This window comes from Acinetobacter sp. YH12135, assembly GCF_013418565.1.
Taxonomy (GTDB): domain Bacteria; phylum Pseudomonadota; class Gammaproteobacteria; order Pseudomonadales; family Moraxellaceae; genus Acinetobacter; species Acinetobacter towneri.
On the sequence record NZ_VPBU01000001.1, the window covers coordinates 248463 to 267162 of the forward strand.

Annotated in this window: 18 protein-coding genes; 8 read left to right on the forward strand and 10 right to left on the reverse strand. The window is 41.5% G+C overall.

The genetic code is table 11. The features are described 5' to 3' along the window. The first annotated feature begins 19 nt into the window (after positions 1-19). The 4 genes from FTU70_RS01165 to FTU70_RS01180 all read left to right on the forward strand — a co-directional run bounded on the left by FTU70_RS01165 (position 20) and on the right by FTU70_RS01180 (position 2275). Positions 20-796, forward strand: a complete 777-nt coding sequence (locus FTU70_RS01165) for an RNA methyltransferase (protein ID WP_180059859.1) — start codon at positions 20-22, stop codon at positions 794-796. A 156-nt stretch (positions 797-952) separates the two neighbouring features. Next, entirely contained in the window at positions 953-1567 is a 615-nt protein-coding gene (locus FTU70_RS01170) for an RNA polymerase sigma factor (RefSeq protein ID WP_180059896.1), read from the forward strand. Further along, positions 1564-1884 carry a hypothetical protein gene (locus FTU70_RS01175; RefSeq protein WP_180059862.1) on the forward strand — a complete coding sequence of 107 codons (321 nt, stop codon included), beginning with the start codon at positions 1564-1566 and terminating at the stop codon, positions 1882-1884. The genes FTU70_RS01170 and FTU70_RS01175 overlap by 4 nt, the downstream gene beginning before the upstream one ends. Then, the gene (locus FTU70_RS01180; RefSeq protein WP_180059864.1) at positions 1874-2275 is read left to right on the forward strand and encodes a DUF3106 domain-containing protein; all 402 of its coding nucleotides are present in this window, start codon (positions 1874-1876) and stop codon (positions 2273-2275) included. Before FTU70_RS01175 ends, FTU70_RS01180 begins: the two co-directional genes overlap by 11 nt. A 105-nt stretch (positions 2276-2380) precedes the next feature. Here the strand turns inward: FTU70_RS01180 and FTU70_RS01185 are convergent, their stop codons facing one another. The 4 genes from FTU70_RS01185 to cxpE form a co-directional block, all read right to left on the reverse strand. Next, on the reverse strand, positions 2381-4795 hold the full coding sequence (locus FTU70_RS01185) for a CSLREA domain-containing protein (RefSeq protein WP_257222525.1): 2415 nt from the start codon (positions 4793-4795) through the stop codon (positions 2381-2383). A gap of 57 nt (positions 4796-4852) precedes the next feature. Then, entirely contained in the window at positions 4853-6670 is a 1818-nt protein-coding gene (rbtA, locus tag FTU70_RS01190; protein WP_167845887.1) for a rhombotarget A, read from the reverse strand. A gap of 122 nt (positions 6671-6792) precedes the next feature. Further along, on the reverse strand, positions 6793-7497 hold the full coding sequence (gene hda, locus FTU70_RS01195; RefSeq protein WP_004971812.1) for a DnaA regulatory inactivator Hda: 705 nt from the start codon (positions 7495-7497) through the stop codon (positions 6793-6795). Between the two features lie 14 nt (positions 7498-7511). Next, positions 7512-8732, reverse strand: coding sequence for a chloramphenicol efflux transporter CxpE (gene cxpE / locus FTU70_RS01200; protein ID WP_167845886.1), 1221 nt, complete (start codon positions 8730-8732; stop codon positions 7512-7514). Positions 8733-8866: 134 nt separating this feature from the next. Here cxpE and purM point away from each other — a divergent pair, with 134 nt between their 5' ends. Next, positions 8867-9937, forward strand: coding sequence for a phosphoribosylformylglycinamidine cyclo-ligase (gene purM, locus FTU70_RS01205; protein WP_004971815.1), 1071 nt, complete (start codon positions 8867-8869; stop codon positions 9935-9937). 10 nt (positions 9938-9947) lie between these two features. Continuing rightward, positions 9948-10577, forward strand: coding sequence for a phosphoribosylglycinamide formyltransferase (gene purN / locus FTU70_RS01210; protein ID WP_131261179.1), 630 nt, complete (start codon positions 9948-9950; stop codon positions 10575-10577). Positions 10578-10666: 89 nt separating this feature from the next. On the opposite strand, the gene FTU70_RS01215 is transcribed toward purN, so the two are convergent. Together FTU70_RS01215 and sppA are read right to left on the reverse strand one after the other, a co-directional pair. Further along, entirely contained in the window at positions 10667-11485 is an 819-nt protein-coding gene (locus tag FTU70_RS01215) for an alpha/beta fold hydrolase (protein WP_004971819.1), read from the reverse strand. Then, positions 11482-12504 carry a signal peptide peptidase SppA gene (sppA, locus tag FTU70_RS01220; protein WP_179989048.1) on the reverse strand — a complete coding sequence of 341 codons (1023 nt, stop codon included), beginning with the start codon at positions 12502-12504 and terminating at the stop codon, positions 11482-11484. The genes FTU70_RS01215 and sppA overlap by 4 nt, the downstream gene beginning before the upstream one ends. Before the next feature lie 127 nt (positions 12505-12631). On the opposite strand from sppA, the gene FTU70_RS01225 reads away from it, so the two are divergent. Then, positions 12632-13621, forward strand: coding sequence for a lysophospholipid acyltransferase family protein (locus FTU70_RS01225; protein ID WP_004971822.1), 990 nt, complete (start codon positions 12632-12634; stop codon positions 13619-13621). Here FTU70_RS01225 and FTU70_RS01230 read toward each other — a convergent pair. The 4 genes from FTU70_RS01230 to FTU70_RS01240 form a co-directional block, all read right to left on the reverse strand. Then, positions 13578-15923 (reverse strand): DNA internalization-related competence protein ComEC/Rec2, encoded by a 2346-nt coding sequence (locus FTU70_RS01230; RefSeq protein WP_257222526.1) that lies wholly within the window; start codon positions 15921-15923, stop codon positions 13578-13580. The two genes, FTU70_RS01225 and FTU70_RS01230, sit on opposite strands and share 44 nt — an antisense overlap. Continuing rightward, the gene (locus FTU70_RS14270) at positions 15916-16077 is read right to left on the reverse strand and encodes a hypothetical protein (protein WP_253115564.1); all 162 of its coding nucleotides are present in this window, start codon (positions 16075-16077) and stop codon (positions 15916-15918) included. Before FTU70_RS14270 ends, FTU70_RS01230 begins: the two co-directional genes overlap by 8 nt. Before the next feature lie 69 nt (positions 16078-16146). Continuing rightward, the gene (lolD, locus tag FTU70_RS01235; RefSeq protein WP_180059870.1) at positions 16147-16830 is read right to left on the reverse strand and encodes a lipoprotein-releasing ABC transporter ATP-binding protein LolD; all 684 of its coding nucleotides are present in this window, start codon (positions 16828-16830) and stop codon (positions 16147-16149) included. Next, a complete protein-coding gene (locus FTU70_RS01240; RefSeq protein ID WP_004971828.1) occupies positions 16823-18058 on the reverse strand; it encodes a lipoprotein-releasing ABC transporter permease subunit in 1236 nt (411 codons plus the stop codon). The genes lolD and FTU70_RS01240 overlap by 8 nt, the downstream gene beginning before the upstream one ends. Before the next feature lie 25 nt (positions 18059-18083). On the opposite strand from FTU70_RS01240, the gene FTU70_RS01245 reads away from it, so the two are divergent. Next, entirely contained in the window at positions 18084-18647 is a 564-nt protein-coding gene (locus tag FTU70_RS01245) for a PilZ domain-containing protein (protein ID WP_004971830.1), read from the forward strand. Positions 18648-18700: the final 53 nt, after the last annotated feature.

The following is an 18700-nucleotide window of genomic DNA, read 5'->3' on the forward strand; positions in this document are numbered from 1 at the left end:
CTGCTGTGGATTTTATCGCATGCCTACGATTTTTTTAGAATCAAAAGATAACCCGAAAATTAAACACTTACGTGGTTTAATTGAACAAAATAACTATCGCAAAAAACAGGGACAAACGGTACTTGAAGGTACACATTTGTGTCTGGCGTGGTTATATGAAAATAAAAAAATCAATTCGATTTTTACCACCGAACATGCACTAAGCCATCCTGACTATGAGCGTATTTTGGCTAAATACACAGGCGTGGTCTTTGTCATTGGCGAATCTTTATATAAAGATTTAAGCACTTTAGGCACTTCCCTTGCCTGTTTAGCCATTGTCGACGTGCCAAGTTCAAGCCAAGCTTTAGACTTTAAAGCAGACACACTGATTTTAGAAAATGTGCAAGATCCGGGTAATGTCGGCACCTTATTGCGCTCTGCAGCAGCAGCAGGTATTGAACAAATTATTTGTACCAAAGGTTCTGCCTCACTTTGGTCGCCACGGGTGTTACGTGCAGGCATGGGCGCACACTTTAGCTTGCATACCTTTGAAAATATTGAACTCGAAGATGTCTTAGCACAATTTCAGATTCCTGTATATGTGACCAGTTCACACCATGCAGAAAGTCTCTATTCCAAAAATCTGCGTAAGGCTTGCGTCTGGATTCTAGGCAATGAAGGTCAAGGTGTGTCCGATTATGCCTTACAGCATGCAGAAGCGGTAAGTATTCCACAACCAGGTGGACAGGAATCTTTGAATGTGGCAATTGCAGGCTCAATCTGTTTCTTTGAAATGGTACGCCAACGTCTGTAAATGGTTAATTTATTTTAAAAAGACTAGCCCTGCAAAAAAAATAGATTAGACTGAAAATAATAACTTGCAATGTCAACCAAACCATTGTTTTTAGCGTTATAAAAATATGATGTTAAAAATAATGGTGGGTATCCAATGACAGGATTTTCCATCTCTATGGATTTAAACCCGAAGTCGTCACACTCGGAAAATTTGAGTGCTCTTAAGAGTACGGCTGAGCAACGTCTGAAGAATTTCATGCAAGACGTAACGGGGCGTGCCTTAGTGATGATGGAAAGTGCAACGCAAGGCCAGCACGGCATAGCGATGGATTTGGTGCAAGAGGCCTTTATTTCCTTGCATAAATCTTATGCCGACAAAGCCACAGATGAGTGGTATCCCCTGTTTTACACCATTTTAAATAACAAATTACAAGATTGGCGTCGTAAAGAGGCTCGTCGCGCACAACCGTTTTCATGGTTCAAAAAAGTCAGCTTAGATGATGATGATGTTGAACAACTCGATATTGTCGATGAGCAAGCACTCAATCCTGCAGAGTTTTTAGATCAAGCTGTGACTGTAGAAGAAATTCAGGCAGCAATTGCAGGGCTTCCTGTTCGGCAACAACAAGCTTTTATGTTACGTGCTTGGGAAGGTTTTGATACGCAAACCACCGCACAAATTATGAACTGCACTGAAGGCAGTGTAAAAACGCATTATTACCGTGCCATTCAAGCTTTACGCAACAGTTTGGCACATATGAATCCGTATCTGGGAGGATCATCAGAATGAAACAAGATGATTTCTTAAAACAAATGACATCCAAACTTGATGGATTGGCTCGCCACCATCAACACAAAGCTGCGGTCATGAATCATGTCTTGGATAATATTCAAGACAAGAAAACATCGCGTTATGGGCTTTGGAAAATGTCAGGTTTTGCATTGGCTGCAGCAATTGCAGGTTTTGTGGTCTTACCAAATTCAATGGAAATGACCACACAACCGCAGAATCAGGCAGTGTCTGCTCCTAAACTTTCTCCACAAATGGTGGAAGATTTAGAAATGTTAATGGTGTTGGGTGAGGACAAAGTTCCACATGGCAGCTAAACGAATTGTGATTGCGTGTTGTGCGCTCAGTTTTTTACAAACCAGTTTTGCAGGGTTTGAACGTTTTTGGATTTTTTCCAAAGATGCAGATACGCAAATTTCAGAAACTTGGGAAACCCTTTCTGAAGAAGAACAATTGGCGTTAATTAAGCGCTATCAAAACTTAAAAGAAATTCCTGCTGAGAAAAGCGTGGCTTTGCAGCAGCGAATGGATTGGTTTACTCAACTGCCTGATAGTGAAAAGCAAAAAATGCGTGAAACTTGGCAAAAAATGAGTACGCAAGAACGTCGTGAATTAGGACAACGCTTGCAACGAGCAACACCTGAACAACGGCCCTTGATTCGTCAAGAATACATTCTTAAATATCAACAGCCTGCGATGAGTCACTAATTTTAATCTGTTTTTATAAATAATCTAGAAAGTGCCTAAACTCACCAATAATAAAAGCCTCATCGTGTAAAACAGATGAGGCTTTTGCAATAAAGACTTGGTAAATTACGATTTTCTTGGACGTTGACGATAGAACGCCAATCTGATTAAACCAAACATACCCCAGAAACCTAAGCTTCCCCCGCCACCACCACTGGCTTCATAATTGGTATTTTTCGCTGTATTTTCTAAAGTAATGGTCGCTTCAGGCGATAATTCCAGTTCATGATCGAAAATCGTGTATTTCAGCTCATAATCAAATGGGCTAAAGCTATTTCGTACTTGAACCTGAATATTGCCACCATAACAAATTTCACGTGCATAATCCCCAGGACAACGTTCTTGTCGATCTGCCGTAATTATCACACCTGAAGGCAATTGCTTAAAACGAATTGCCAGTTCTTGTCCTGTACTATCTTTATAGAATGCAGGCTTATTGGTATTTTCTTTCAGAGTGCTGATAGAACCATCGCCTGCATCGCTATCATTCAGCAATGGATTAAAACTCACTTTGAGATCTGTACCATATTCAAGTCGTACACGATCATCTTTTGCAATTGGGGCAATATTGCTAAATTTGCCTTCAAGCAAGCCCGAAGAATGCAAATTGCTGTCTAATTTTGAGGTAATGGTGTATTTACAATACGCTGAATCGGTTGCTTCTGTGACTTTATCATTCAATCGATACATCACAATCCGTTGCAACTGTGCATCCCATTCACACTTGAATAGTGGGTCTTGGGTCAATTTATCTGTGCTAAATGTGGTACCTGAGCCCGAAATTGCACCAATCCCCAATACTTCAGTGCTAATGCTAAAGTTGTCAGAATTAAGCTGTCTTAACTGAACAAATTTCCCATCTGCAGTTGGTTCATCTTGCTTTAATGCCATCGCAAATGGATCAACATATATGGCACGATATTGCTGCTTGGCTTTGGTATTGGCCAACAAATCCTGCATCGTTTTCAAATCAGTACGCGATTGAGAAACGACCGAAGATGCAGCATCTTTACTTTGATCTATCGCAGACTGAATACGGTCAATTTGTTGCTGATAATTGGCAAATAAACTTTCATAAGAGACATTACGCAAGCTTTGAATATCGGCTGCATTTAAGCGCATCACTTCTACAGAGCCAATTTCACAGGTATTTTTTGCATCAGGATTTAAAGTTAAAGTTGCATTACTCACCCGCGCTAAACCACGTTGTTCATAATCACTACACCCCATGCTGTTTACATCAATCAAATCTTTCGCAGGGTCTGAACCAAGTTTTGGATAATACAACGGCAGGAATAAATTATAAGCAGATGGTTCTTGCAAGGGCTGCAATACTTGATCAAAGCTAAGCCCTGTCAAATCCAAATTTTTAGCACCATCATAAGAACTATTTGCTGTTTCAGGCAAATCACACTCGCCTTGCTCTGTCGCTGATCCCATTGCGAATAAGGCATTGCGAATTGTGTTGATGTTGCGCGCCTGCTCTAAGCTCGCAGGGAATGCATAACGACAAGATTTACCTTGGTTAAAGGCCAACATATTAAAAGAGAGGACAATACGTGGATAATTGTCATAAAACAAAGTACTCAATGCTTTATTTTCAACAATGGTATTACTTTGCAAATACACCTGTGACAAAGTGCTAAGCGGATGATTTTCTGCATTACTTAAGTTAAAGATATGACCTTTGCTGGTATCAGCTTGGTTTTGTGCAATCGTACTGGCAGTCAACGCAAGATCTGGTTGGCCGCAAAGATCAAAAGTACTAAGACTATTTGCAGCACCATTTTTCACAATACTGCTGCGGTCAATTTTCACCATAGAGCGTGTATTGACCAAGTTGGCACTACAATCCATTGCCAACACACTACCTACTTTGGCTTGGTTCGCATGGATATAAGCATTCTCTAAATTGACTTGACGCTCCGCTTGATGAGCAACAACGTAAATTGCACCACCTTGTTCTGCATGCGAATTTTGAATTTCGACATTGTTCGCAGCTAGTGGGCCTGCCACAAATAATGCACCACCTTTGCCTGCATCTACAGGGTTCGCATTACCACCACCATTGGCATCCCCATTTTTTAGAATGACATCGTATAGCGCCACGCTGGCTTGGGTATCTGAAGTATTGATAATACGGCTATTGCCCTGTGCATTAATACTGGTTTTTAACGGTGCAATTGAAGGATAACGATGGGTAATCGGATCTACTTGGTTATAGTCGACCGCTGTCGCCCCATAAATACGCACCATAGATTGCGGGCGTAATTCTGAGTTTAAGATATATTCCCCAGCCTGCAACTGAATCATATCGGTTGCACCACGGTTGGTATTGCCTGCGCTACATCCACCGAACGCAATATTCTGCTTGGCCGCAACTAACGCTTCACGTAATGAACATTTGCTTAAGTCTTCACCATTTTGATCTTCAAAGGTCGTGACCTGAATCACACGATTATCTGCTGCCATAAGCGACATAGCAGACAGCACCATTATCCCTAATAGTGTTTTTTTATTATTTTTCATATTCATCCTTTATGCTTTTCTACGGCGTAAACCCAACAAGCCCAATAAAGCCATTAATCCGTAAGCGCTCCATGCACCGCCAGAAACTTTTATTTTATCGCTTTCCATACGATTTTCATGTTCTTGAATAACTTGGACTTTCACTTCCATATAAGGTGTTGTGCTGTTAAAACGTGTGGTACTGGTGACTAATTTAATTTTAAAAACATCTGCACCATGCCAAGCAGAATCTGGGGTATATACCAAATTCCCCAACTCATCTACGGTCAATTTTCCTTTAGAACGTGTATCGAGTTGCTCAATTTGCACACAACCTGCTTGCCATGCTTGGCCTGTCGGATTGTTTGGATAGACTTGATCACAAAATTCTTTAGGCACCAAATCACTATCACCCAACAAATCACTCACCGACATTTTAGCAATTTGACCCGCCAAAATATCTTGACCTATAAGCCCCATAGTTTCAGGAACCATCACCTCTATTGCACCACGGTCACATAAGGTAATATCTGACTGACGGTTTTTACCGCGCTGATCTGAAGCAGCACAACCGACTACCGTATTATCCCCCAGTTGTAATTGCCCCTGATTCAACACCACAGAATCTTTCAGGCTGTTATAATTGAGCAATACGCGTGGGCGCATAAAGCCCAAGAATGAGTTTTCAGGAACTTGATATGGACAAAAGAGTGCCGTTTTATCTTGACTGAGGGTTTGGCATGCACCTTCAAGCAGATTACCTGCAAGCACCGAATTTGCAGTCCATAGCGTATTTGGATAGTTGCTATCGCCTGCTCCACAGCCTGCGCCGACTAAATTATTTTGCAATCTTGTTGCATCTGAACCTGCTTGCACACAGTTTGCTGCAGTATTCACACTCACAGGATGTGGATTACCCAAAATCACACTATTGGCAATATAGGCTTTACCCAAAGGTGCGTTGAGATACACACCACGGCTGTTACCAATCAAGCTAATGTTATTGACACCAATATCATCCAGCACATTCATGACATAGCCTTCATTTGCAGTAAAAGTACTGCTCACGATCATATTCCCCATACTAGGAAAGGCTTTGATTTCTTCATCTGCCAAACTTGCTGCAGAATAGAGATTGGCTGAAGCAACTGATATGGTTTTGTTGCCTTTAAATACTGAAGTTGTAATCACAAAGCGTGGGAATTGCGTATAAATGACGCCACCTTCCTGCGCTTGGTTAGCTTCAAGCAAGCTATTTTTGATCTCAATAAAACCTGCAGGGATCTTCTCGTCAGTCATTTGTGCGAGGTTATAAATTGCCCCACCTTGATTGGCTACACCCTGACTCAGTTTCACATAGTCTAAAATTAAATGTTCATTATTATAAATCAGACCACCTTGTTGCTGACGACAGCGTTCCTCACCGCAGCCCTGTAAAGTTAATTCTTTTAAAGAAACTTTTAAGAAACGATCCTTGCTATCTTCAATGTGGAAAATTCGCTCATTGCCGCGCATCTGAATCGTGGCATTATTCAAACCTGGGGCAGTTTTATCATTCAGACTACTGTCATAGGTGGTTTTAATTTCAAGGTTTTCTGTAATTTTAAGTTGAGTATCAATTTGATAGACGGCTTTCTTTTCTAATAAAATCACACTTGAGGCATTTTTGCCGCCACAGCCCAAATAGCCTTCTTCGGGCATGCCTAAATTAATATACTCAATGGCTTCACGCAAAGAACATTGTTGATCATCTGCTTTGGTGTCAGCAGTGGTGGTGACAATGATATTACTACTATATGCATGACCTGCGATAAACAGCATACCAATGCCGATGCTCTGCTTGAGCATAAGCGTACTCCTTGTAATTTTCTTTGTTTTTTTTCTTCTTTAGTTGCAAATTCCCTGCAACTTCGAATTATTTTCCGAATAATTTGGCATAGCTTGCGCAAATTCTCAAGTAATTTTAATTTTTACCGATATTCGTCAATTAAAGCATAAATCTGACGCAGGTTTGCTCCACTTAATTTCGTTTTCTCTCCTTTAAGTAATTGCACCAACTGTTCAAGGCTTTGCAGCAAAATCGAGGTCTGCTGTGGGCCATGTAACAATAAGTAATCAATAATTTGTGGGTCGATGATAATCCCGCGACGCTCTAACACGGAACTCACTAAAGCTTGTCGGTCTGCATACAAACTGCCTGAAGGCACTTTAACACTCACTGCCTGCGTCAAACGTGATTGCAAATCGGGCAATTCAAGCTTTAATTCAATCGGTGCAAAACGTGATGAAAACACCAACTGACCACCAACCTCATTGCTGTAATTGATTAAGTGAAACACCGCACGTTGCCAATGTGGTACACCACTAATCGCTTCAATATCGTCTAAAGCAACCAAATCATAACGGTCTAAAGAGGTAATTGCTTCAGTGGGGGCATCCAATAATTCAAGTAAGGATACTTTAATAGCTGATTTGCCAATTTCTAAATAGGAATCGCAAATTGCAGACAATAAATGACTTTTGCCTGTGCCCGCACCACCATAGACATAAAAGCGATTGACCAATCCTGCATGAAGCTGTCGAACTGCATCAATCACATGCCCCCAACCCGGACCAGAAAAATCACTGATCCGTGCATCTAATTGAGGCTCGATATCTAACTGCAGTTGACGCATAGAATTGTAATCACCTAGGAGTTTTGCTGATCTGAGGGCTTTATCTTACTTGATTTTTCAGTCTGTTGCAGTGAATTTGCTGACTGAGGATCAAGCTCAATATCAATATGAACTTGTGCTGTATCAATGCTAATGTCACCCGATGCACCATCTTCCGACACCACCACAGGTTGCCCATACAAATAACTTTTTTCGTAAAAATCACGTAAATGACGCAGTAAAACCACAATCACTGCTGCTACTGGTAAAGCAATCAACATACCCATGAATCCAGCCAGTTGTGCACCTGCTAAAACAGCAAACACCACCGCGACTGGCGAAAGCCCGATTTTATCACCCAATAAAAACGGTTGTAGAATATAGCCTTCCACCGCCTGTCCAATCATAAAGACCACAAGGACTAAAACCAATTGCATCCAGTCAATGCCAAATTGTAGGAAAGTGGCAATAATGGCTGCAACAATCCCTACAGCGAAACCTAAATACGGAATAATACTAGCAAGTCCCGCAACCATCCCAATAATCAAACCGACTTCTAAACCAATCAGTTGCAATCCAGTCGCATAAACGACGCCCAACAAGATCATCACCAAAAACTGACCTTTAACGAAAGCACCTAATACACTGTGACATTCTTGCACCACAGCTAAAGTGCTTTGCTCATAAGGACGCGGAATTAAGCGACGCAGGCTGTCGAGCATACGCTGCCAGTCGAGTAGAAAATAGAAAGCAATAATTGGAATCAGCACTACGGTACCACCAATTTGAATAAAATTCAGACCAGACTGTGCAACACTCAATAACATGGCCTGAATACTATCGGCACTATAATTGGTTTGCACATAATCCATGACGATGCTGCTCATGTGCGAGGTATCAATTTCCATTTCTTCAATATGAAAAGTCGAAGACACCCACGGCAAGAAGGTCGAATTGATCCAGTTAATACCGACAGGAATACTGTCACGCGCAATCATCAACTGCTTCCAAACCAAAGGAATGATGTACCAAACTGCCAAAGTCAGCGCGATGCCAATCCCAATAAAAACCAAACTGATAGATAGCCAACGTGGCAAACCGACTTTGCAAAATTGTTCAACCAATGGGCTAAATAAATAAGCCATGAAAAATGCAACAACAAAAGGAATGACAACCGGTTTTAATAAGTACAGCACCCAAAGGAGCAGAACTATCCCAGACAGGATAAAAATGCGACGCAAGGTACGATCGACCATAGAAATTCGCCTTTTTTCAGTTTATTCGTTATAGAAGTTAAAATATTTGAATAAAGATAGCATTTTAGCGCATAAATAACATAAGAGTTTCGTATATTCAGGTATAATCGCCCCGCGAATGCGGAGACTTCATTATGAGCAACTCAACTTCTAACCCAACCACTGGTTTAAGCTATAAAGATGCTGGTGTCGATATTGAAGCGGGCGACGCGTTAGTCGATCGTATCAAATCTGTCGCTAAGCGCACGACTCGTCCTGAAGTGATGGGTGGATTAGGCGGCTTTGGCGCACTTTGTAAAATTCCGAAAGGTTATGAAGAACCTGTGCTCGTATCTGGCACAGATGGTGTAGGAACTAAATTACGTTTAGCGTTGAACCTAAACCGCCATGACACAATTGGTCAAGATTTGGTGGCAATGTGTGTAAATGACTTGCTGGTGTGCGGTGCTGAACCTTTATTCTTCTTAGACTACTATGCAACAGGTCACTTAAATGTAGACGTTGCAGCCAATGTTGTTACAGGAATTGGTAAAGGCTGTGAGCTTGCAGGCTGTGCGCTTGTAGGTGGTGAAACTGCTGAAATGCCAGGCATGTATGAAGGTGAAGATTACGATCTTGCAGGCTTCTGTGTGGGCGTGGTTGAGCAAAGCAAAATTATTGATGGCTCTAAAGTAAAAGCTGGTGACGTTCTGATTGGTGTCGCTTCTTCAGGTGCACACTCAAACGGTTACTCTTTACTTCGTAAAATTTTAGATGTAAAAAATGTTGATTTAACTCAACTGGTTGATGGTCGTCCACTGGCTGACGTTGCCATGGAACCAACACGCATTTATGTCAAATCAATGCTTGAACTGTGCAAACAAGTTGATGTGCATGCTATGGCGCACATTACGGGTGGCGGTTTACCAGGTAACTTACCACGTGTATTGCCAAATGGTGCGCAAGCAGTGATTGACGAATCATCTTGGGAATGGCCAGAACTGTTCAAATTGTTACAACGTGAAGGCGGTGTAGAACAGTTTGAAATGTATCGCACCTTTAACTGTGGTGTAGGTATGGTTGTTGTTGTAGATGCCAACGATGCAGACAAAACAGTTGAGCTTCTCAACAGCCTTGGCGAAAAAGCTTGGGTGATGGGTCGTATTCAAGACAACGCCGAATCCGTTGAAGGCGCAGATGAAAAAATTCGCGTAATTTTTGCGTGATTTGACTCAGATGATCAAAATAGCTGTCCTCGTTTCAGGCAGCGGAAGTAACTTACAAGCCCTGATAGATGCCAATCTTTCAGGGCAAATTGTTGGGGTTATTTCCAATAAGCCTGATGCTTATGCTTTACAACGCGCTCAACAAGCAGGGATTCAAACTGCAGTGATTGAGCACAAACAATATCCGAGTCGTGAATTATTTGATGATGTCATGCATCAACAATTACTTGATTGGGATGTTGATTTGGTTGTTCTCGCAGGCTTTATGCGTATTTTAAGTGCCAAATTTGTGCATGCTTGGGAAGGTAAAATGCTCAACATTCATCCTTCACTCTTGCCGCATTATAAAGGCATGCACACCCATCAACGTGTACTCAATACAGGCGATACTTTACATGGTTGTACCGTGCATTATGTCACTGCTGAATTAGATGCAGGTCAAGCACTGGCACAAGGTGTGTTGCAAGTAAACATCCACGATGATGCCGAAAGCTTGGCGAACCGTGTGCATGTGTTGGAGCATTTGATTTATCCGCAAGTGGTTGAATGGATTTGTAACGGAACCATTCAGCACACTGCGCAAGGTGTGATGTATCGCCAACAACTGTTACAACAACCTGTGCAGTTTTGCAATTTTTAAATATTCTTTAAGTATGTAGCTTTTAATATATACGAAAAAACGCCTGTTGATCAGGCGTTTTTTATGGTTCGTATTTGGTTCAGACTGAATTAAACAGAAGCAGCTTTACTCTGCTGTGCTTGAATCAAATCTTTAATCAACTGCACCGTCGCTTCAGGTTTTTCTAAAGGGAACATATGTCCACCTTCAACCACCTGATAAGCAATGTTGAATTTCTTGGCAGTAATTTGTGGGAAACCTGCTTTTAAGAACGGCCCTTTTTTTGCAATCACCAATTCTGTCGGCACTTGCAGTTTTGCTTGCGGTAACCACCACAGTGATGGATTGGTTCTAAAAATATTGACCTCGTCCATTTTTGGAATGGTCAATTGTACCCCGCCTCGTACATGGTCATCAGTCAAAGCATGCTCGATATAAGCCTGAAAACAATCGGCATCGAAATCTTGATAAAAACCTTTCGGACGCAATAAATCAGCAGCCTGCTCACGACTTTCCCAATGATCACGACGGCGCAAAGACAAAGATGCAGGCGACAGTTGATCTACTGCTTTAAGCTTAAACATTTTGGCAAAATGTAAAAACACCGATGCTTTACCCATAATTAAAGGTGGATCAAGCATGATCACTTGTTCAAATAATTCAGGGCGTTGTAAAGAGGCTTGAAACGACAACACTGCACCTAAAGAATGCCCCAACGCAATCACTTTACGTCCCTGAGCTTGACGCACAACACTGTCAATCACTTGTTGGGTTAAGCTTTGCCAATGATTATCAATCGGATAACGCTTATCTGGCCCCAACAAAGGGACGTAAATCACATCGTAATCATCTTTAAGTAAATCAAACAGTTTTTGATAAACCTTCGATGGCACGCCATTGGCATGCGCAAAATGAATCAGTGGTTTCATTGTAATTTCACGTTTTGCTCAGTCTGAATATGTTGAGATAAAGAAGTGGCAAAGCCCTCTCCCACTGCTGCACCCATACGACCCAACACAGAGTCTAAAGGACTGTGTTCAATGGTATAGTTCACTGTTTTATCTAGGTTTAAATCACGCTTCAGGCTATTTAAACTGCCAATCTTATCGGCAATGCCTAAAGTCACGGCTTGCTCACCTGTCCAGAACAGACCTGAGAAAATCGCAGGATCTTGTGATTTCAGTTTCGCGCCGCGTCCATCTTTCACTGCTTGAATAAAGTGGCCATGCACATTATCTAATACGGCTTGCACATGTTTTTTCTGTTCAGGATCAACAGGTTGTGTCATCGACAATAAGGCTTTATTTTCACCTGAGGTCATAGTACGATCTTCCACACCCATCTTCTGCATTAAACCGCTCAGCCCATAATTTGGCATAATCACGCCAATTGAACCCACCAAACTTGATGGATTGACAATAATTTCATCTGCAGCGGAAGCAATGTAATACGCACCTGAAGCGCCAGTATCGCCAATCACGGCATAGAGTTTTTTCCCTTGATGCTGTTTTTTCAGATATTGAATTTCTTGCCAGATTTCATCTGACTGCACAGGTGAACCACCCGGAGAATTAATATTTAGCACCACCGCCTGACTGTTGCTGTTTTCATAGGCTTTTTTCAGTGACTTGATGGTGTCATTGCTGTTCACACTTTGCTTATCAGATGCAATTGTGCCAACAATATCCACCACCGCGATATGTGGACTCGCTGCCGATGGATTCGTGGTCGTGGTACTGCACCCTTTGCCCATTATCACCAACAGTAAAAATATATAAGCAAAAGTTAAAAACTTAAAGAAAATCCCCCAACGACGTGCACGACGTTGTTCTTCAACTGAAGCTAAAACAGCTTTTTCTAATAGTTTCCACTCATTGCCTGTGGGCTGCTGTGCTTGTGGAGATATTTGTTGTGATTCATTTTGTGGTTTTGGTGGCCAATCGGACATGAAACAATCCAAAAAATAGTAAATTTGCTCCATTATATACACGGAATTGGCAAAAACTGTCTAAAGCCTGTATTTTCTCCTATAATATTTTACATCTTTATCCTTTCTATCAATTGATGCTGTCGTTATGACCGAACCTGCACCGACAACGGCTTTATCGCGCCTGCTTGATTTTGTCAGTCGACAACCTTTAACAGTTGCGCGTTTTTTTGCAAAATCTTTGGCTTTTTTGGTCAATACACTGCGTTTGAGTAAAACCTCTCAAACCATTCAACTCAATCTACAAATTGCGCTTCCTGAGCTGAACTCACAACAACGCGAACAGATTACCCAGCAAGCAATTCGTAACGAACTGACCTCTTATTTTGAGTTTTTTCATATTTGGGGATCAAGCAATCAAAAAAATATTCAAAGAATCCATCAGGTACATGGTTTAGAACTATTACAAGATGCACTGGCTGCACAAAAGGGTTTGGTCTTAATTGTGCCGCATTTTGGCACTTGGGAAATTATGAATGCGTGGATCGCTCAATATACGCAAATGACCATCATGTATAAACCTGTCAAAAACCCTGCGGCAGATGATTTTGTGCGCCAAGCACGTAGCCGTGAACAGGCACATTTAGTCCCAACAGATGAATCTGGGGTACGTCAAATTTTTAAAGCACTCAAACAAGGCGGAACCACTGTCATTTTGCCAGACCATACCCCAAATATAGGTGGTGAGATGATTCCTTTTTTTGGTATTCCGTTGGAATCGAGTAATTTAAGCGCCAAATTGATTCAGAAAACTAAAGCAAAAGCTTTGTTCTTATATGCGTTAAGAAATGCAGATCAAGGCTTTGATATGTATATCGAAGCGATAGATGAGCACATTTATCAGTGTGATGCCAATGCAGGGACAGCTATTATTCACCGTGCAATTGAAGATTTGATCCGTCGTTATCCTACACATTATCACTGGAGTTATAAACGCTATAAAGCCCATCCAGATTTACGCGGGGTCTATCATAAACCTGTGCAAGAAGCCTTGGCAGATGTGCAGGCTGTACGTGCCCAGACACAGAACCAAACTAACGCTGCAACCACAATTTCTGCTGCCGATACGGCTGTATAAGCATACGCTGTTGTGCATCTACAGAAAAACGTACGCTGCCCTGTTGTATGGTGTTCATGAACGGAATATTGAGCGCAGCTAAGCGTTGCTGAACTAAAGAACTAGGATGTCCATAACGATTATCAAAACCTGCAGATGCCACGGCCAATTTGGGTTTAAAATGTGCTAAAAAATCATAGGCAGAACTGTGCTTACTCCCATGATGACCCAAAATTAACACATCTACTTTTAAATCAGGATATTCCTGCAACAATTGATATTCAGTTGCCCAACCTGCATCGCCCATCACTAAAAAATGCTGATATGGCTGTGCGGATGGCACTGAAATATACAACACACATGACAACTCATTTTGTTGCTGTGCGGCATAGGGTAATTGACTCGGTTTAGGAGATAAAACTTGTATCTGTACCTGATGTGGTAAAGACCACTGTTGCCCTTGCTGACACAAATTAAACTTGCTATTTACTGCCATATCTACGGTCTGATTGGCAAAGACATGCTGAATATTGACTTCATTTTGCAAATGAGGAAATGCACCACTATGGTCTTGGTCTAAATGACTTAAAACCACCAAGTCCAGTTGTTTAATACCATGCACCGCTAAAAATGGACGTAAAATTTGCTGTCCAATACTAAACTTACTTTCATCATAAGAACCGCCCACATCAATCATCATGTTGTAATGACCTGAACGTAAAAATAAAGCTTGTCCCTGCCCCACATCGAGTACTGTTAATTCAAATGGTTGTCGTTGGCTATCGACTATAATCAGTGGAACAAAACATAAGATTGCCCAAGTTTTAGGCAATACCGATTGTGGTAAAAATAGCAGAAATAAGCCTAAACATAGACAGACATACACCGCTGCAGACATCGACAAAGTATGTAACCGTGGTACAAAAACGGTTTCCATCCCCCGAAAAATCAAGCGCAACAAAGCCATAGCTAGATCATTCAATTGAAACAGTATTGACGCCAAGGGTTCAAAAATAAAAAAGCAAATTCCTGCCAAAACATCTAAAGGCACGATCAGCATACCAATCAATGGAATTGCGATGATATTAATAAGCGGTGCAATCCACGCCACTTGTTTAAAAAACACAATCACCAAAGGAAATAAGGCAATAAAAATTTTCCATTGCGACTCGATTAGAATTTTGCTGGCATGTTTCAGTTGCTGCCAACGATTCAGCTCTATACGTGGTTGCGCACTCAAGCTCTGATAAATACGCAGTAGAATAAAACAGGCCCCGTAAGACAGCCAAAAAGCAGCAGACAGTACACTTAAAGGATCAAACCATAATAATAAGGCAGCACTATAAATCAGCAAGGCAAAGCCTTGAAGCTTCTGCTTCAGCACTAACATTACTGTCACTAGACTGCACATCAGCAAGGTTCTTAATGCAGGAATTTCAAAACCGACAAAGGCGGTGTACAGCAATACACAACTTAAAAATGGCAACATGAGCAAGTATTGTTTAGGCATCCACAAATACCAATGCGGACGGTAATACCTAATCAGCTGACGTAATGCCCAACATAGCATGCCTGCAAAAATCAGCACATGTGGCCCTGAAATAGCCAATAAGTGGCTAATTCCAAAACGCTGAAACTGTGCTTCAGTTTCTGCATCTAATAGGCTTTTATCTCCTGTGAGTAATGCAAGAATTAAACCTTGATGATGCAAAGGTTGCTGCTGAATAAACAGTCGAATTTGATAACGCTGCTGTTCAATCCATAATCGAAATTTTGCCCATAGCGTCTGTTGGGCACGCCAATGTTGTGTAAACCCCATGGCATAAATTTGTTCAGCCGAGATAGGCTGAATCTGCTCAACCCGAAAACCACTCATAATATTTTGCTGTAAATACCACCGCTCTACATCAAATGCACCTGCTGTGGCATAACTATGCGCAGGGCGAATTTTTCCACTTAATTTGTAATAGTGTCCAAGTTCTAAATTTTGCTCTTGATCTACCTGAGTTTGTGCTAAAGTTGCTAACCATGTCACTGTTTGAGGATGTCGGTTTAACACCTCAACCCTTTGTGAAATGCTGTTGTCATTTAGCTGATTTAACTGTCTGACATAAACCACGACTTCAGCAAATTCAGGTTGTAGTTCACGCCATTGCAAACGCTGCTGCATCTGCGTATCCGCATAGATCAAACCGAAAACAAGACTCAAAACACCTGCCACTCCTACATTCAAACATTTCCAATAGATTGAAGATAAGCGAGCTTGCAACAAGTATTGCACAACGATACTGCATAAAATCAGTAAAACCATTGCACTAGGCATGGAAGTCAATGAATGTATTGGAAAAGAAGAAGAACGTATTCCGACACAGGCGATCCCAATCACCCAAGCCAGACCAATCAATTGCAGCATGAATATTAAACTTATTATTTTTATTGGCATGCATCATAAAGCCCACCGAAGTGGGCTTCAACAAAACAATCTTATTCCAGCAATTACTGTTTTAAACACAATCGCTTTTGAGTGGCTTTACGAACTATGCCCCTTAAGCATCTACCCAAACACCATCTTGCATGTGCAAAATGGTATCGGCAGATTTTGCCAACTCTTCATCATGAGTCACAATCAACATCGCCATATTAAACTCTCTGCGTAATTCACGCAGCAATTCAAAAATTTTAACTGCAGTTTTGCGGTCTAAATTTCCAGTGGGTTCATCGGCAAGCATGAGTGCGGGTTTTGTTACTAATGCACGTGCCAACGCAACACGCTGACGCTCCCCTCCAGAAAGCTCACCCGGTTTGTGGGTTAAACGATGCGATAAACCGACTCGCTCAAGCAGATACTCTGCCTGTGCCTTCACCTCTTTGTAATTTGTGCCTGCACGTAACATTAACGGCATTGCCACATTTTCAAGCGCACTAAACTCAGGCAGCAAGTGATGAAATTGATAAACAAAACCGAGGTATCGATTACGCAAATAGCCGCGCTCAGCTTCGCCTAAATTGTCAAAACGCTGACCATTTAAAAATACTTCGCCTGTACTTGGTCGGTCTAAACCACCCAACACATGCAATAAGGTACTTTTACCCGAACCACTCGCTCCGACAATCGACACAAACTGCCCTTGCTGAACTTGTAAATCTAGACCACGAATCACTTCAACAGTGGTTTTGCCATCGGTAAAGTGTTTAGAAACTTGCTTGGCTTCCAGAACAATCTTACTCATAACGCAATGCCTCTGCTGGTTGAATTTTCGCGGCACGTAATGCAGGGTAAATCGTCGCCAAGAAACTTAAAATTAATGACAAGCTCACAATCACCACCACATCTTGCCATCTTAAATATGAAGGTAAGTAGTTGATAAAGTAGGCATCAAATAAGTTTAGCCCTAATACATTATTCAACCATGCAATAAAGCCACTGATACTGGACGCGAAAATAATCCCCAAGATTGCACCTGAAACCGTGCCAATAACCCCAATGACCGTACCTTGCACCATAAAAATTTTGGTAATCGTGCTTGGTGATGCACCCAAAGTTCTTAAAATCGCAATATCCGATTTTTTATCGGTCACGACCATCACCAAAGACGACACGATATTAAATGCAGCCACCAAAACAATTAGGAATAACAATAGGCTCACCATCGCCTTTTCCATTTGAATGGCGCTAAACAAGTTACCGTGAGTATAAGTCCAGTCCGAAGCGTAAAAGTTGGCAGGTAGCTCTTGCACAATATCTCGAGATACTTGTGGTGCAGCAAAAATATCATCCAGTTTTAAGCGTACACCTTGCGCACCATCGGGTAAACGCAGCAAAGTCGAAGCATCATTCAGGGCGATATATCCCATCATCGAATCGACTTCTGCACCAATACTAAAAATACCAACCACTTTGAAGCGTTTAAAACGCGGTACAACCCCTGCAGGGGATGGCGTTGCTTCAGGTAAAACCAAGGTGATGCTGTCGTTTAAACCCAAACCCAAGGCATCGGTCATTTGTTTGCCCAAAACAATACCGAACTCACCCTTTTGCAGATTGTCGATACTGCCTGCAACCATGTGGTTTTGAATGATGGATACTTTCTTTTCGTATTCGGGTTCAATTCCCGTGACCATAATGCCCGACACTTGCCCTTGTGCGGTCAACATGCCTTGCAATTGCGTGAATGGTGCAGCACCAACAACATGCTTATGTTGCTCAACTTTCGTTGCAAGTTCTGGCCAATTTGTTAAAATTTGTGTTGATGAAACAGTGGCTTGAGGTATCATGCCCAAGACACGATTTTTTAATTCACGATCAAAACCATTCATCACCGAAAGTACGGTAATGAGGACGGCAACACCCAAAGTTAGACCGATCATCGAAACTAAGGCAATAAAAGAAATAAAGTGGTTACTGCGCCGAGCGCGCGTATATCTCAACCCTATATATAGCGAGATTGGTTTAAACATACCATCAAGTCCGAGGTAATACATTATGGAAAATTTACAGCATCAAAGCGTCGCGTCTGAACGTCGTGTCATGTCACGAATTGATGCTGCCCTGAGAATCAATTACCAGATCATTTCTGACGATGTTGCGCTGAACGACCCTTACGATGCTAATTTTGTTTTACCGCGTTATTTTCTACTACTCGCAGAATTAGATCAATTTGATCATGCATTAAACTACGAATTAGAACAATTAACTGAAAAAGATCAACAAATTGCTCGAATCTTATCCTTATTCAACCAAAAATTAAACCTTATTACAGGGTCTTTATACGATGCAATTGTACAAAGCATGTTACCTATCCCTGAACAGGTCAATTTTTCAGAAAGTGGTTTCAGTTTTTATAGTGAACGTGAATTAAACACGGGCAGTTATATTCATGTCACGCTCAGCCATCCTGAAAACTTTTTCCATATAGCCGCAACCGCGCAAGTGGTTTACAGCCGTGAAGAAGAAAATGGACAATATCGTACTGGGGCGTATTTTATTACTCTACACCCTCAAGATCGCGTCAAACTTGCAGAAGCCGTTGCTTTAAAACAAGCATAATCTAAGAAATAAAATAAATCATTTCTGCATGTTCGCGTATATAAAATCACGTG

What these genes read in the sequence shown, in the direction of transcription:
- FTU70_RS01165 (WP_180059859.1), top strand. Translation starts at nt 20, where the DNA reads ATGCCTACGATTTTTTTAGAATCAAAAGATAACCCGAAAATTAAACAC.
- FTU70_RS01170 (WP_180059896.1), top strand. Translation starts at nt 953, where the DNA reads ATGGATTTAAACCCGAAGTCGTCACACTCGGAAAATTTGAGTGCTCTT.
- FTU70_RS01175 (WP_180059862.1), top strand. Translation starts at nt 1,564, where the DNA reads ATGAAACAAGATGATTTCTTAAAACAAATGACATCCAAACTTGATGGA.
- FTU70_RS01180 (WP_180059864.1), top strand. Translation starts at nt 1,874, where the DNA reads ATGGCAGCTAAACGAATTGTGATTGCGTGTTGTGCGCTCAGTTTTTTA.
- FTU70_RS01185 (WP_257222525.1), bottom strand. Translation starts at nt 4,795, where the DNA reads ATGTCGCTTATGGCAGCAGATAATCGTGTGATTCAGGTCACGACCTTT.
- rbtA (WP_167845887.1), bottom strand. Translation starts at nt 6,670, where the DNA reads ATGCTCAAGCAGAGCATCGGCATTGGTATGCTGTTTATCGCAGGTCAT.
- hda (WP_004971812.1), bottom strand. Translation starts at nt 7,497, where the DNA reads ATGCGTCAACTGCAGTTAGATATCGAGCCTCAATTAGATGCACGGATC.
- cxpE (WP_167845886.1), bottom strand. Translation starts at nt 8,732, where the DNA reads ATGGTCGATCGTACCTTGCGTCGCATTTTTATCCTGTCTGGGATAGTT.
- purM (WP_004971815.1), top strand. Translation starts at nt 8,867, where the DNA reads ATGAGCAACTCAACTTCTAACCCAACCACTGGTTTAAGCTATAAAGAT.
- purN (WP_131261179.1), top strand. Translation starts at nt 9,948, where the DNA reads ATGATCAAAATAGCTGTCCTCGTTTCAGGCAGCGGAAGTAACTTACAA.
- FTU70_RS01215 (WP_004971819.1), bottom strand. Translation starts at nt 11,485, where the DNA reads ATGAAACCACTGATTCATTTTGCGCATGCCAATGGCGTGCCATCGAAG.
- sppA (WP_179989048.1), bottom strand. Translation starts at nt 12,504, where the DNA reads ATGTCCGATTGGCCACCAAAACCACAAAATGAATCACAACAAATATCT.
- FTU70_RS01225 (WP_004971822.1), top strand. Translation starts at nt 12,632, where the DNA reads ATGACCGAACCTGCACCGACAACGGCTTTATCGCGCCTGCTTGATTTT.
- FTU70_RS01230 (WP_257222526.1), bottom strand. Translation starts at nt 15,923, where the DNA reads ATGCCTAGTGCAATGGTTTTACTGATTTTATGCAGTATCGTTGTGCAA.
- lolD (WP_180059870.1), bottom strand. Translation starts at nt 16,830, where the DNA reads ATGAGTAAGATTGTTCTGGAAGCCAAGCAAGTTTCTAAACACTTTACC.
- FTU70_RS01240 (WP_004971828.1), bottom strand. Translation starts at nt 18,058, where the DNA reads ATGTTTAAACCAATCTCGCTATATATAGGGTTGAGATATACGCGCGCT.
- FTU70_RS01245 (WP_004971830.1), top strand. Translation starts at nt 18,084, where the DNA reads ATGGAAAATTTACAGCATCAAAGCGTCGCGTCTGAACGTCGTGTCATG.